Origin of the sequence: Neobacillus sp. FSL H8-0543 (genome assembly GCF_038592905.1) — a bacterium.
Lineage (GTDB): Bacteria > Bacillota > Bacilli > Bacillales > Cytobacillaceae > Neobacillus.
In genome coordinates this window covers 3271105-3284732 of sequence record NZ_CP151943.1, presented here as the reverse complement: position 1 = coordinate 3284732, position 13628 = coordinate 3271105, and the positions used below count along the sequence as shown (strand labels likewise).

The window sequence follows — 13628 nt, the reverse complement described above, 5'->3', positions numbered from 1 at the left end:
GCTGTTGCTTGGTTTCAATCAAGCAACAGCTCTTCTTTTATTTCATCCAATTTGTATGGAAGACTCCTTCTTTGTCAATCCGTTGATAGGTGTGTGCACCGAAGTAGTCACGTTGAGCCTGTAACAGATTAGCTGGGAGTGTTTCTGTCCGGTAGCTGTCATAGTAGGCAATTGCACTCGCAAAGCAAGGCACAGGAATTCCACGTTCGATCGCAACAGCAAGGACGTGGCGTAACGACTGCTGGTAGCTTTCCGCAATCTCTTTAAAGTAAGGGTCTAATAAAAGATTCGCTAATTCTGACTCACGGTCATAAGCATCCTTTATTTTTTGTAAGAATTGCGCACGAATGATACAGCCACCGCGGAAAATCATCGCAATATCACCGAAGCGAAGATTCCAGTCGTATTCTTCAGATGCCGCACGCATTTGTGCAAAGCCTTGTGCATAAGAAACAATTTTACTCATATATAAGGCTTTACGCACTGCTTCAATTAGCTCAGCTCTATCACCTTCGTATGGTTTCACTTCTGGTCCATTTAGAATCTTGCTTGCTTTTACACGCTCGTCCTTCATTGCTGAAATATATCGAGCAAATACAGATTCTGTGATAATTGGCAGCGGTACTCCTAAATCTAATGCATTTTGACTAGTCCACTTACCTGTTCCTTTTTGGCCAGCCGTATCAAGAATCAAGTCAACAAGTGGTTTACCTGTTTCTTCATCCTTCTTTGAAAAAATATCTGCAGTAATTTCAATTAGATAACTATCTAATTCACCTTTATTCCACTCTGCAAATACCTTATGTAATTCATCTGCATCTAAACCTAAGACGTGTTTTAAGATAAAATAAGACTCTGAAATCAATTGCATATCGCCATATTCAATTCCGTTATGCACCATTTTTACATAATGACCTGCACCATTTGGTCCAATATATGTACAACATGGATCTCCATCGACCTTAGCAGAGATGGCTTCTAAAATTGGTTTTACAAGATCATAGGCTTCTTGTTTACCGCCAGGCATAATCGAAGGACCTTTTAATGCGCCTTCTTCCCCACCGGAAACACCCGTGCCGATAAAATGAAATCCTGCTGTTGCTAGCTCCTTGTTCCGGCGGATGGTATCCTGGAAGAAGGTATTTCCTCCATCAATAAGAATATCACCTTCTTCAAGATAGGGCTTTAATGAATCGATAGTAGCGTCTGTCGCTGCACCTGCTTTTACCATTAATAGTATTTTTCTCGGTGTTTCTAATGAATGAACAAATTCTTCGATGGTTGAAGCACCGACAAAATTTTTACCTTCAGCTTCCTGCTTTAAAAACTCTTCTGTTTTATCATTTGAACGATTAAAAACAGCAACCGAATAGCCCCGGCTTTCAATATTTAAGGCAAGATTTTTCCCCATAACAGCTAAACCGACCACGCCAATTTGTTGTTTAGACATATGTATCCCTCTTCCTTTCTTTTTTCCAAATAGACAGCTTGTAGAAATACGGAATATGATTGCAGCATTCTAAACCAATGTTTTCCATATAACTTATTTTCCCACTCCTCGGTGGAACTATGTGACTCGTAAAAAATTTTCCCCTAGTGTCTATATTAAACATTTATCCGTGTTAATGAAAGGAATTCAAATCGTCGATTGTTGAGCAATAAGTTATAATAAATATAAAGGTATTTTTTAGATTATTTCGAATAGTAAATAGTTGCTCAGGGAGGAGAAAATAAAATGATTCAACGTCCAACAGAAAATGAGTACCCAGCGTATTATCAACCTTATGTAAGTTTAGTGCCCGATACTGATTTGGTGCAGTTATTAAACGAAAATCTTCAAGAAACGGTTCAACTCTTTGAGAGTATTTCCGAAATAGAGGGACTTTTCCGTTATGCCCCTACGAAGTGGAGTATTAAGGAAGTGCTTGGCCATATGACGGATACTGAAAGAATTATGAGCTATCGGCTGATGCGGATCGGCCGCGGTGATCAAACTTCATTGTCAGGTTTTAATGAGAATGATTATGTGGTCAGCTCACAAATAAACCAGCTTCCGATCAGGGATATCCTTGACGACTTTATTGCGACCAGAAAAGCTACACTAACTTTAATCCATAACATGCCTACGGATGCCTGGGCAAAAGTAGGAGTTGCAAACGTTGCAGAAATCACTACACAGGCCATTGCCTATATTATTGCTGGCCATGCCATTCACCACCGTACAATCATCACGGAACGCTACCTTTCAATAATGTAGAAATATTGGAATTCCTCCATACTTTTACCCTATGGGGGTTTTCTTTTTTATCTATATTCTATAATTTGAAATGAACGTTAAAAACTCCTTCTGCTTGGTATGATCATACTTCATGATGGCATACGTATTTGCTTCAGGTAGGCTTATGGAATGACAATTTACCTCTAGTAATCTGCCTTCTAAAAGCTCTCTTCTAACCGTTGATGTTGGGAGGAAGGAAACTCCTAGCCCCTCAACAATAAATCTTTTGGTAATATGAACCTGTGAAACCTTCATCATTCGTATACTTGGATATTTACTTTTTACCACACGGCATAGTAAGTCCCAATAACCAGGATGGTTATGTGTGAGTAGATAATTGTTTGTAAGCACTTCTTCTTCATCTATTGGTGGTGCGAATTCTGAATCTCTTCCATCATGCGGGGCAATCAAGACGACTTGATCACGATATAAAAGCTCACACAGTAATTCCTGATGTAAGCTATTTAAGCACGACAATCCGATATCCACTTCTTCGCTTAATACCGCCTGTTCTATATCGACTGATTCTAATATTTTCACAGATATCTCCACTTCTGGATGCTGATCTGTGTATCTTTTTAGCACATATGGCAAGATTGTATCTGCAATCAGCGGCGAAATGGCCAGTGTTAATTTCGCTGTATATCCTTGACTAAAGGAAGACAAATCCTCTAACCCACGTTGATACACCTCTAGTAAACGCTTCGCGTGCCCCAAGTACCTTATCCCCGCCTCTGTCAATTTTACTTTTCTCCCCTCTCGATGAAACAACTGAACCCCAAGCTCGTTTTCTAACTGTTTGATATGTACCGTTACCGATGGTTGAGAGATGTATAAGAGCTCTGCTGTTCTTCTAAAATTCCCACACACAGCAGCTGTGACAAATGTATTTAACCACTGAAATTCCATATAACCCTAGCCCCTTATTAAATTTTATAATCAATTACTTTAAAATTATTCAATATTCTTAATTGTGTTTATTTTATAAGATATAAATAACAAAAGAAAGGGTGATTCTTGTGATACCAAAAGGATTGAAGGGAATTATTGCAACTGAAACTTTAATCAGTCATATTGATGGCGAAAAAGGTCAGTTATATTATCGAGGGCATGAAATAAGAGAGATTACGAATAGATTTACATTTGAGGAGGTTGCTTTCTTACTTTGGTTTGGTGTTTTCCCTAATGCAGAGCAGTTATATGAACTTCAAAATCAGCTGAAAAATAACCGGAACCTGCCTGAAAATATTAGAGTGATCATAGACCATCTTCCTAAAAGTATGGATTTAATGGCAGTCATTCGTACCGCCATTTCTGCTGAAGGGGGGAATTTCAATTATGCTTGGAAGCCCACTGTTCCACAAGCGATCAGGTTGACCGCTCTATTGCCAACAATTATCGCCTACCGAACCAGGCAGTTGGCGGGTAAGATGTTTGTTCCTCCTCAACCTGCCTTAGACCATATTGAAAATTATCTGTATATGATTACAGGGGAAGTTCCATTACCCGCTCACGTTAAAGCACTTGGAACGTATATGATTTTAACTTTAGAGCATGGAATGAATGCGTCAACATTTTCTGCAAGAGTGACAGTATCCACTGAATCCGATTTAGTTTCAGCCATCACCTCAGCAATTGGTACAATGAAAGGCCCACTTCATGGCGGTGCTCCTTCAGGAGTAATCGAACTGTTAAATGAGCTTGCAAGTGTTGGAGAAACGGAGAAGGTCATAAAAGAGAAGATAACTAGAGGTGAAAAATTAATGGGTTTTGGACACAGAGTCTATAAAACTCGTGACCCTAGGGCAATGGCTTTGAAGGCGAAGTTAATGGAGTTAGTCGGTGAAGACGAATGGCTTGACCTCGCCATCGATGCAGAAGATACGGTAATTAAATTATTGGAGCAATTTAAGCCTGGTCGCTCTCTATATACTAACGTAGAGTACTATGCTGCCGCCATCATGAAAGCCATCAACATGGAACCAGAACTATTCACACCAACCTTCACCGCCAGCAGAATCGTTGGCTGGACCGCACACGTCATAGAACAATCCCAAAACAACACCATCTACCGACCAGAGTCTGAATATATTGGACCTTTTTTCAAAAACGGATGAGGGAGAGAAATGGTGACAGGGACCAAGGGCGTAAATGAAAGACATTTCCCTAGTTGCCCAGCCTGGTTATGTCTGTCATCCTCTTTATTAAAGACATTTCCCTTGCTTCCCAACCGGGTTTTGTCTTTCATACCCTTTATGAAAGACATTTCCCTTACTTTCCAACCTGCATTTGTCTTTCATCCCCTTGATGAAAGACATTTCCCTTACTTTCCAACCTGCATTTGTCTTTCATTCCCTTGATGAAAGACATTTCACTTACTTTCCAACCTTCTTTTGTCTTTCATCATCTTTATGAAACATTCTCCTACTTTTCAACCGCGTTTTGTTCTACGGAGTCGCCTCGCAACGTGCATTTTACCCCAATTTTGTACGCGAGGCGGCTGGTTGGTATTTTCTCATTGGTCCTTTTTCGAGTACTTCTTGAAGATAAAGATTTCCGTTTGGACTTGTTTTTTTCATCAGGTCCATCAAGTATGTAATATCATCAAGCGCTCTATGTGTTTGGTAATTGGTTATGTTATGTGCTTGTAAAAGCGTGAGCAGTTTCCCATTCGCAAAGCCGTAGTTTTTCCACTGAATACTCCGCATCGTACAATACCATTTCAAGTCGTTGACCTCAGGATACATCTGGTACAGAAAGCTACGGTCAAAGGAGGCATTGTGAGCAAATACAGAATCAGCACGATGGAAATACGTTTTTATTTTCACATCATAAAAGCTTTTCCCTCTTACTAACTCGTAAGGAATTCCGTGGACTCTATAGGCGTTGTCATAGTTGTTCCTTGCTGTATTTGAAAGTGGCTCACGCAAAAAGGAATCTTCTTCAAGAATATCGATGACCTCTCCGGTATCCGTGCGATAAGAAAATAATTTTAATGCGAGTTCGATTACTTCATCTGTCGTTGGCCCTAACCCTGTTGTTTCAACGTCAACAACTAATCCCAATTTTTCCTGATTGCGCATATTCAACCACCCTTTAATTCTAAGTTATTCCTATTATAACATCACTTATACAAATAAGACTCGCCTACTGAACGAGTCCTCAGTGAAAAAATTTTCCAACCATAAACTAAATAGCTAGACATCCTTCATCCCATTAATAAATGCTTTTACAATTATGTTTATGCTCTCATCTAAGTCCAAGGCTAATTTGAACCCTCCGTTTTGTTCTAAGGATGAAAAGCCATGCAGGATGCTGCGTAATCCTCTTACAGCGTGTAATGCACGGTCACCTTCTAGGTGAAATGACTGTAACACACGAACAGAAAGCTCAACAATTTTTGCCCCCGCTTGCTGGACATCATCATCTTCCATATCAGGTGCAAGTAACGTTGCCTCATAAATGCCAGGATGCAACCGTGAAAAATTAACATATGCCATACTAATTGCTTGAATGGCTTCCATACCTGATACTATATTAGCTGAAGGAGCCATCGCAATGTAGAGTTTCTCCATTCCATAAATCGCTAGCTTCTTCCTAAGGTCAGCTAATCCATCAAAATGGTTATATAGTGACGGGGGGCGAATGTTTAGCTTCTTGGCCAGATTCGCTAAAGTAACCTCTTGCATTCCATATTGATCCGCTATTTCCCCTGCTACCTCTAGTATTGTTGTTAATTCCAGTCCAATTTTCGGTCTAGGTGACATCCTATTTACTCCTATCTATTTTTTTCTCTAAATTTGAGATTGCCTGTTCCATGGCTTTCACGGGATTTTCTATCATTTCACCATGGCCAACTGCTAACAGCTTCGGACCATATCCCACTAGTTTTCTAGCACTTTTTAATGCCGTCTCCTTACTCCAGGTGCCGAATGCAGGGAACGGAAACCGAAGCTTTATCTCCCCTGCCACAGCCACTCCCCCTCTCGTTTGAAGGGCATCACCCGCAATCAAAGCATGTGACCGAGTGTCATAGAATGAGATCGATCCCGGTGTGTGACCTGGAGATTCAATGACTGCTAAAGAACCGACTAAATCTCCTTCTTTCAACAAGATATTCGCTCTCGTTTTTAGTTTTTTCGGCACGCCGCCTTTAATCGGTATTTGATTCTCATGCGAATCAAGCGAGAGGTCCCCATTCATTAATCTGTTATCACGTACTGAAATATAAACCGGAACATCGAGTAGTACTTTTTTAATTGAATCAAGTGCTCCTAGATGGTCCTCATGCGCATGTGTTAAAACAATTTTTGTTATGGGCTTTCCAATGGATTCCGCTACCATTAATATCCCTTTTGAACTATATGGGAGTGCTGCATCAATCAGGGTCAAACCCTCCTCTTCCTCCACCAAATAGCAATTTACTGGAAAAACATTTGCCATAAATGTCACCTGAGTTAAAAATCCGTTTATGATCACTCTCATTTTGATCAACCCCTTTGACTAATGTCGTTAGTTTTATTTTAACTAATAACATTAGTTTTATCAACCGCTTTTGAAAAAGTATCCAAAAAAACCTCAATCCTAATTGATTGAGGTGAAACTGGCGGCAGAACTCACTCTATTTTACTTTTTTCAAAAAAACTACCTTAAGATAATCGGATTCTGGAATTTCTTTAATCGTCCTAAAGTCTACAGGAAGTGAGAATTCCTCCATGATTTTATATTGACTATTTAATTCTTTAAAAGCTGTATCAATAAACCCTTTAAATTTCCCCATCCCAAACGAACTACTATTTGTAGAAGCGACAATAATCCCATTATCCTCGGTAATCGCAATGGCTTCCTTCAACAGGTTTGTATAATCCTTTTCCGCACTAAATACAAATTTCTTTGACCTGGCAAAGCTTGGCGGGTCAAGTATGACCGTGTCGAATTTCAGTCCCTTTTTAACAGCATATTTAAAGTATTTGAATACATCCTCTACAATAATATCCTGAGTCTGTGCATCGATTCCATTTACACTGAATTGCTCTACCGTTTTGCTCTTACTTCGATTAGCCAGATCGACACTCGTTGTTTTCACCGCGCCTCCTGCAGCTGCAAACACTGAAAAAACACCCGTATAGGAGAACGTATTTAATACCCGCTTTCCTTTGGCATAACCATCTCTTATCGTTCTTCTTACATCCCGTTGATCTAAGAAAACACCGACCATCGCGCTTTCATTTAAATAAACAGCAATGTTCACACCATTCTCTTTGACAATAATCGGAAATTCGCCACGTTCGCCAGCTACAAAGTCATCGCCTTCAATGTATTTACCACTCTCATCAAAGCGTTTCTTTTGATAAATCCCTTTAAAATCAACCAGTTCCTTAAGTGAATTAATGATATATTCCCGAAAATGATAGATGCCTTTACTGTACCAGGTAAGCAAATAATAGCCATCAAAGTAATCGATGGTTAACCCACCGACCCCATCCCCTTCACCATTAAACACCCGAAAGGCAGTCGTATCCGAGCTTTTATAAAAAGAAGACCTTTGTTCAAAGGCTCTTTTTAGCTTTTTCGAAAAAAATTCTTGATCAAACACTTCTCTTTCATCTTTACCTAGTACCCAACCGAGACCTTTATTTTGCTTGCCATAGTAGCCCTTGGCGATAAACCTGAGCTGTTCATCAACAAGCTTGATAATACTGCCTTCCTCACTTAATTCATTTGGATTGCTAATTGATTCTTTAGAAATTAACGGATAGCCGCTTTTATACTTATTTGCAAATTTTGATTTTACTTTTAAACTGACTTCTTTTTTCATGATTTCATCCTATCAAATTTAATAATCTTCTTATCATTTTATACAGTCCGTCCCCAAATAAAACGTTCTGTGAATACAGATATCATACCATTCTTTAGTAAATTTTTAAAAAGAGTTCCTTTCGTTCGTACTGCCCGCGTTCAAAAAGTGTTCAATTCTTTTTTACAGAATTGTGAACTAGTGAACAATATACCCTCAATTCAAACTAAATCTGTTATATTAGCAATGTACTTATTATATAAAACTTAATTAACAAGGGGATGTTTTAAATGGTAGTAAATTGGTTAAGAGAAAACAAAGTTGCAGCGGGCATATTGACAGTTCTTCGCTTATATCTCGGATATTCATGGTTAACAGCTGGATGGGGAAAACTTACAGGCGGTAGTTTTGACGCTTCTGGATATTTAGCAAATGCAGTTGCAAATCCAGTAAAAGGGCCAGATGGCGGTATGGTTTATAGTTGGTATGTTAATTTCTTAGAAGGCTTTGCTATTCCAAATATAGATATTTTCAACACAATCGTTCCACTTGGAGAATTTTTAATCGGATTAGGTCTTATTCTTGGTTGTTTAACAACAGCAGCAGCGTTTTTCGGTCTTGTTATGAACTTTTCTTTCTTCCTTGCAGGAACGGTATCTCATATTCCGACTGACCTTTTCATCGGCGCAATCATTTTGTTCGCTGGTTATAATGCCGGCCGCATTGGTCTTGATCGCTGGGTGGTTCCATTCATTCGTAAAACTGTATTTAAAGGAAAAACTACTGCAAAGCAACACGCATAATAAAACATGCCCCAATCATAATGATTGGGGCAATTTTTTTCGTTTTCTAATAGATATTATCTTCTTCACCATTTTCAAAACCTTCTCGATTTTGGTACCAATTCGTTACTTGGGTGAGTATGGAAAAGACAAGGAAGAAATTCATCGCCCACACGCTGACAAAAGGAGCAATTCCCCCGAATTCAATGCCATGATACCCTTTTAGTTTAATCACAATCATCGATTCAATAACAATAAGAACAAAACCTAAAACACCCGCAACAGCCATCCTTATCATTCTCTTATCCCTCCATATTCTCCCAATTAACTTGTTAATCCCTTTGGCAAATATTTCAACGATATAAATATGTCTATTTTGTGAACTACTCTATCCTAATTATATTGCAAATATTGTGTAAACAACAACTAATAAGCATAAAATTGTTTTATAGAACCGAAATACTTTTCTATTTCAAAGGCTTTGTTAAATAGTATTGTTGTTTTTCAGGCAAAAAATATGGGAACGTCTGATTTGGACGTTCCCGTTCTTATTCCGTTAAAGCACCCGTTAATGAAATAAGGTAATTTATTTATTATAATCTTACCAGTGGACTTGAAGTTTATTACCATTTGGGTCATAAAAGTGGAAAAAGGCATGACCATTATCTTCTTTTATATCCTCGACCTTAACTTGATTATCAATTAAGTGTTGATGAAATTTAGATAATTCTGGACTTGTAAAGCCAATGCTAAATTCTTGTTCATTATCAATTGTAAAATGTGCAAATGTTTCATCTTCGGTAGGAACTAAGATAAGTAAGAAAGGTCCTTCATTTACTTTTAAAATTGCAAGTTCCTCAGTATTGTTTAGTAACTGGAGCCCTAATACATCTCTATACCATTGTGCAGACAGTTCTAAATCTTTTACAGGAATTCTAATATAATGTACTTGTTCAATAAATGATTTACTCATAGCCTTCTCTCCTTTATTTAATCTGGTATATCAAATAGTTCCCTTTCTATATACCTTTTTCCTTCCGATTATTGAATTAACCTGCCCTTTAACGGAACAATAAACTTCCTATTAATCGGAAAATGCTGATAACGTTGGTTTATCATAAGTTATGTTAACTGAGAAAGAACAACTGTCTAAAACCATTTTGGTTATCGTAAAGTTATCTTTTATATGTTTGATGGTGTCTAAGAATTGGAACCAGCTCAAATAATGGTCTAGATATTTAGTCGCTACACCATTAAAACGCTCCATCCAGCTCTTTAAACGGCTGTGATAACTATTTACATTCTGGATATGATAAATCCCTTTAACTCGCTCCCTACCATTTGCTTTAAAGCGATGATGCTCAATTCCTTTTTCTTTGGCATAAGTCATAAACGCCCGCCAAGCATCCGTACATAGAACATTTTGAATTGATAGCTTGGAACCTAACGCTTCGTCTAAACTCTTTTTTATAATCCGCCCTTTTCCAATTGTTCTGGAAAACGTTCTCTTTTGGTGGTCTCTAGCTACAAGAACGCATACTTGGTCCTTGCTTATTCCTCTAAACTCTGAACTCCCACCGCGTAACCTTGGTTTTCGTCCTTGGATATTCCGTTTTCCTTTCTCGGAATAGAGAAAATAGGTTTCATCCATTTCTACTATGCCTTCAAAAAGTTCAAAATCCATCTGCTTTAATGCAGTTAGAATTTTATGCCTCCAATAAAAAAGCGTCACATAATGAGCACCAATGAGTTTAGCTGATTTTCGAAGGGAATACCCCTCAATCATACATTCGATAAACTGAAGCCATTTACTCGGCATATGTGTTCTGTGAAGAGGAGTGTTCGTCATATCTGTGAATGTTTTACAGCACTCTTTGCAGCGGTATCTTTGGCGTTCAATGGTATTGATTGTAAGTTTTAACTTGGTATTTACCGAAACGAATGACGTTAGTGGATTGACAATGAGTGCAGGTGTAGCCGTCTTTGTGTTTCTGTTCTGATACATCTTTGAATACAGACTCTGTTTCTGCTGCACTCCCTAATGAGTTTGTAAAGAACTCCTTCAATCGCTGCTGGTCTCTTCGGCTAAGATTTCTGATTTGGTTAATTATGTCCGCTAACACCATTAAAACTCACTCGCTCTCGGTAATTTTAGTCCACCCGTTATAGAACAACCGTTCGAGAAAATCAAATAACAACATTATTCTTTAACAAAGCCATTTCAAAAAAAACAGCCTCACAATGATGTGAAGGCTGTTAACGTTTCTTAGTATTAATAAACTCTTCTATTGATAAAACAGTTTCCTTTATTCCCAATTCCTGCGCCAATTGTGTTATTCCAGGTGCTTCGACATGTGCCTCTCGCAATATATCCTTTTGTGAAAAAACATAACGGGTATCTCCATCAAGAAGTACCTTCCCTTCACTTAAGACAATTGTCCGTTCAAAGTTCTCAGCGACAAAGTCCATATCGTGAATGATTGTCATGACCAGTTTCCTTTTCGTTTTTAAAAAGTTGATTATATGGCGAATCTTCTCTTTTCCTGCTTGATCCTGCGCAATCGTAGGCTCATCCAAAATAATAATATCAGTATCCATGGCAACAACAGAGGCGATACAAAGCAGTTTTTTCTCCGATAAACTTAAATCATGGGGATTCATTTCGGCTTTATCTGAGAGTCCAGCCATCGCCAATGCCTGAAGGGCCTTCTGTCTCGCCACTTCTTTATTCATTTTAATCATCAGCGGGCCGAACATTACTTCATCTAAAACCTTTTGTTTAAAAATTTGATCATTTGGGTTTTGAAAGACGAGTCCAACTGTTTTCGCAAGTTCAGCCGCAGTCACAGTCTTCACATCAATATTCTTTATTAAAACTTCTCCGTTATAAGGTTTCAATAAACCCTTAAGCAACTTAACAAGCGTCGTTTTACCTGCACCATTTTGGCCGATAATCGCAGTCGTCCGTTGGTCAAATGCTAAATTAATTTCCGAAAGGATCGGGGTTCCTATTTCATAAGAAAAAGAGAGATGGGAAACATTAATCATTTCTCCTACCCCCCAATACTGAAAGTGCGTCCTCTAGTGTAACGGGATAAAACTCACCTTTTTTAACTCCCAAGGCCTTACAGACTCGGGTAAATACAGGTGCAACCACACCGTACTCCTCCAAATCTTCTCTTGAGAATATTCTTTCTGGTGTATCAAAATCAACCATTTTCCCATTATCAAGCAGTAGTACGCGATTACAAAACTGGGCAATTTTCTCCATTTTGTGTTCCGCCATAATTACGGTTATCCCCTGATGGCTCAAGCTTTGAATCGCTTGGAATACCTCCTCCGAACCTTCGGGATCAAGCTGTGAAGTCGGTTCATCGAACACCAACACATCCGGTTTCATGGCGATAATACTCGCGATTGCCATCCTTTGCATTTGCCCGCCTGACAAGTCAAATGGATTATGGTCCTTCACATGCTCGATTTTTAACAACTTTAACACATTATCAATTCGTTCAATGATTTCCGTTCGAGGTACACCGATATTCTCAAGTCCGAAAGCAATTTCTTCATAAACGGTCATCTTTGACCCCGTTACCTGTGTAAACGGATTTTGAAAAACCATTCCCACCTTTAACGAAGTCTCTGCAAGCGAGTGATTTTTCACTTCTAATCCATCAACCAGAACCTTTCCACCGTATGCCCCTTTGTAAAAATGCGGAACAAGACCAACAATCGCTTGACACAGAGTTGATTTCCCAGTTGAATTTTTCCCGATAATGCCGATAAATTCCCCTTTCTCCACCTCAAAGGAGATATTATCAAGGGCAAATATTTCAGAAGAGGGATATTTGTACTTCAAACCTTCAATGATAATTTTCTTCATGATAGTAACCTCCAGGCTAAAGCACCAACCATTATTACAAACAATCCAAACTGAAGGGCTTTACTATGAACATACGTCTTTTCCTCATATAAGTAGGTTTTCGGGGCTTGTGAATTAAAGCCCCTTACCTCCAATGCCATCGCTCTTTCCCGTGTATTAATCAGCGAACCTAAAACAACAGGACCTAACAACGGTAAAAACGCTTTGATCCTGACTAGCAAGTTTCCCTCAGTCTCCATCCCTCGAGCCCTTTGTGCATCCATAATCGTCCCCATCATCGCAACCATTTCCGGAATGATTTGAAAGACCGAAATGATAACATAGCCAATTCGAGGCGATAACCCTTTTCGAACGAGTGATTCCACCAAATCTGACGGTTTGGTCGTTAGGACAAGAATCATGAACGAACCTACGATACTAATCACCCGAAGCGTAATCTTTAGAGCATAGAGCAACCCTTCCTCATACATGATGACAGGTCCTGATGTAAAAAGGACCGTTTCATTTTCAGGTCGAAACATGCCTTGAATGATGACGACTGTGATTAGAACCAAAAGGACAAATCCAAATACGGGGAGTGTTTTTCTAAAAACCTTTGCTACGAGTAATAATAGAATATTAATTCCCACACAGATAAACGATATCGTGAACGATGGAAGAATGATAGGAACCATAATTACAAAAACAATATAATAGAGCTTTGTTATTGGATCAATATCATGAACGATGGAGGCTCGTTCTGTATATAAGCTTATTGATTTCAAAGGCTACACCATCTTTCTTTTTCATTGTTGATTGGAGCGGAAGGCACGAAGAACTCCTCGAAAATGCTACCGCATTTCCTTCGTGCGGTGCTAATTCAAGGAAGCCTATTCAATGTCCTGCGGG

Annotated in this window: 14 protein-coding genes and 1 pseudogene; 3 read left to right on the top strand and 12 right to left on the bottom strand. The window is 38.8% G+C overall.

The window, feature by feature from the left end:
- Positions 1 to 37 precede the first annotated feature (37 nt).
- On the bottom strand, positions 38 to 1450 hold the full coding sequence (gene gndA / locus NSS81_RS16330; protein WP_342429730.1) for an NADP-dependent phosphogluconate dehydrogenase: 1413 nt from the start codon (positions 1448 to 1450) through the stop codon (positions 38 to 40).
- Between the two features lie 285 nt (positions 1451 to 1735).
- Here gndA and NSS81_RS16325 point away from each other — a divergent pair, with 285 nt between their 5' ends.
- Entirely contained in the window at positions 1736 to 2257 is a 522-nt protein-coding gene (locus tag NSS81_RS16325; protein WP_342429729.1) for a DinB family protein, read from the top strand.
- Between the two features lie 51 nt (positions 2258 to 2308).
- On the opposite strand, the gene NSS81_RS16320 is transcribed toward NSS81_RS16325, so the two are convergent.
- A complete protein-coding gene (locus tag NSS81_RS16320) occupies positions 2309 to 3187 on the bottom strand; it encodes a LysR family transcriptional regulator (RefSeq protein WP_342429728.1) in 879 nt (292 codons plus the stop codon).
- Positions 3188 to 3297: 110 nt separating this feature from the next.
- Here NSS81_RS16320 and NSS81_RS16315 point away from each other — a divergent pair, with 110 nt between their 5' ends.
- Positions 3298 to 4395 (top strand): citrate synthase/methylcitrate synthase, encoded by a 1098-nt coding sequence (locus tag NSS81_RS16315; RefSeq protein ID WP_342429727.1) that lies wholly within the window; start codon positions 3298 to 3300, stop codon positions 4393 to 4395.
- Between the two features lie 357 nt (positions 4396 to 4752).
- Here NSS81_RS16315 and NSS81_RS16310 read toward each other — a convergent pair whose 3' ends face one another.
- The 4 genes from NSS81_RS16310 to NSS81_RS16295 all read right to left on the bottom strand — a co-directional run bounded on the left by NSS81_RS16310 (position 4753) and on the right by NSS81_RS16295 (position 8096).
- Positions 4753 to 5361 (bottom strand): exonuclease domain-containing protein, encoded by a 609-nt coding sequence (locus NSS81_RS16310; RefSeq protein WP_342429726.1) that lies wholly within the window; start codon positions 5359 to 5361, stop codon positions 4753 to 4755.
- 114 nt (positions 5362 to 5475) lie between these two features.
- Positions 5476 to 6045 (bottom strand): WHG domain-containing protein, encoded by a 570-nt coding sequence (locus NSS81_RS16305; RefSeq protein WP_342429725.1) that lies wholly within the window; start codon positions 6043 to 6045, stop codon positions 5476 to 5478.
- A gap of 1 nt (position 6046) precedes the next feature.
- Entirely contained in the window at positions 6047 to 6763 is a 717-nt protein-coding gene (locus NSS81_RS16300; RefSeq protein WP_342429724.1) for an MBL fold metallo-hydrolase, read from the bottom strand.
- 136 nt (positions 6764 to 6899) lie between these two features.
- Positions 6900 to 8096 (bottom strand): class I SAM-dependent rRNA methyltransferase, encoded by a 1197-nt coding sequence (locus tag NSS81_RS16295; protein WP_342429723.1) that lies wholly within the window; start codon positions 8094 to 8096, stop codon positions 6900 to 6902.
- 269 nt (positions 8097 to 8365) lie between these two features.
- On the opposite strand from NSS81_RS16295, the gene NSS81_RS16290 reads away from it, so the two are divergent.
- A complete protein-coding gene (locus NSS81_RS16290; protein WP_342429722.1) occupies positions 8366 to 8878 on the top strand; it encodes a DoxX family protein in 513 nt (170 codons plus the stop codon).
- 46 nt (positions 8879 to 8924) lie between these two features.
- On the opposite strand, the gene NSS81_RS16285 is transcribed toward NSS81_RS16290, so the two are convergent.
- The 6 genes and pseudogenes from NSS81_RS16285 to NSS81_RS16260 form a co-directional block, all read right to left on the bottom strand.
- On the bottom strand, positions 8925 to 9155 hold the full coding sequence (locus NSS81_RS16285; protein WP_342429721.1) for a hypothetical protein: 231 nt from the start codon (positions 9153 to 9155) through the stop codon (positions 8925 to 8927).
- Between the two features lie 303 nt (positions 9156 to 9458).
- Positions 9459 to 9830, bottom strand: a complete 372-nt coding sequence (locus NSS81_RS16280; protein WP_045516608.1) for a VOC family protein — start codon at positions 9828 to 9830, stop codon at positions 9459 to 9461.
- A gap of 111 nt (positions 9831 to 9941) precedes the next feature.
- Positions 9942 to 10983, bottom strand: a pseudogene (locus NSS81_RS16275) (IS1595 family transposase).
- 130 nt (positions 10984 to 11113) lie between these two features.
- Positions 11114 to 11905: an ABC transporter ATP-binding protein gene (locus NSS81_RS16270; RefSeq protein WP_342429720.1), complete on the bottom strand. Its 792-nt coding sequence runs from the start codon at positions 11903 to 11905 to the stop codon at positions 11114 to 11116.
- The gene (locus NSS81_RS16265; protein WP_342429719.1) at positions 11898 to 12740 is read right to left on the bottom strand and encodes an ABC transporter ATP-binding protein; all 843 of its coding nucleotides are present in this window, start codon (positions 12738 to 12740) and stop codon (positions 11898 to 11900) included. The genes NSS81_RS16270 and NSS81_RS16265 overlap by 8 nt, the downstream gene beginning before the upstream one ends.
- Positions 12737 to 13504, bottom strand: coding sequence for an energy-coupling factor transporter transmembrane component T (locus NSS81_RS16260; RefSeq protein WP_342429718.1), 768 nt, complete (start codon positions 13502 to 13504; stop codon positions 12737 to 12739). The genes NSS81_RS16265 and NSS81_RS16260 overlap by 4 nt, the downstream gene beginning before the upstream one ends.
- Between the last annotated feature and the right edge of the window lie 124 nt (positions 13505 to 13628).

Coding starts and splice junctions, on each gene's coding strand:
- gndA (WP_342429730.1), bottom strand. CDS start 1,450: ATGTCTAAACAACAAATTGGCGTGGTCGGTTTAGCTGTTATGGGGAAA.
- NSS81_RS16325 (WP_342429729.1), top strand. CDS start 1,736: ATGATTCAACGTCCAACAGAAAATGAGTACCCAGCGTATTATCAACCT.
- NSS81_RS16320 (WP_342429728.1), bottom strand. CDS start 3,187: ATGGAATTTCAGTGGTTAAATACATTTGTCACAGCTGCTGTGTGTGGG.
- NSS81_RS16310 (WP_342429726.1), bottom strand. CDS start 5,361: ATGCGCAATCAGGAAAAATTGGGATTAGTTGTTGACGTTGAAACAACA.
- NSS81_RS16305 (WP_342429725.1), bottom strand. CDS start 6,045: ATGTCACCTAGACCGAAAATTGGACTGGAATTAACAACAATACTAGAG.
- NSS81_RS16300 (WP_342429724.1), bottom strand. CDS start 6,763: ATGAGAGTGATCATAAACGGATTTTTAACTCAGGTGACATTTATGGCA.
- NSS81_RS16295 (WP_342429723.1), bottom strand. CDS start 8,096: ATGAAAAAAGAAGTCAGTTTAAAAGTAAAATCAAAATTTGCAAATAAG.
- NSS81_RS16290 (WP_342429722.1), top strand. CDS start 8,366: ATGGTAGTAAATTGGTTAAGAGAAAACAAAGTTGCAGCGGGCATATTG.
- NSS81_RS16285 (WP_342429721.1), bottom strand. CDS start 9,155: ATGATAAGGATGGCTGTTGCGGGTGTTTTAGGTTTTGTTCTTATTGTT.
- NSS81_RS16280 (WP_045516608.1), bottom strand. CDS start 9,830: ATGAGTAAATCATTTATTGAACAAGTACATTATATTAGAATTCCTGTA.
- NSS81_RS16270 (WP_342429720.1), bottom strand. CDS start 11,905: ATGATTAATGTTTCCCATCTCTCTTTTTCTTATGAAATAGGAACCCCG.
- NSS81_RS16265 (WP_342429719.1), bottom strand. CDS start 12,740: ATGAAGAAAATTATCATTGAAGGTTTGAAGTACAAATATCCCTCTTCT.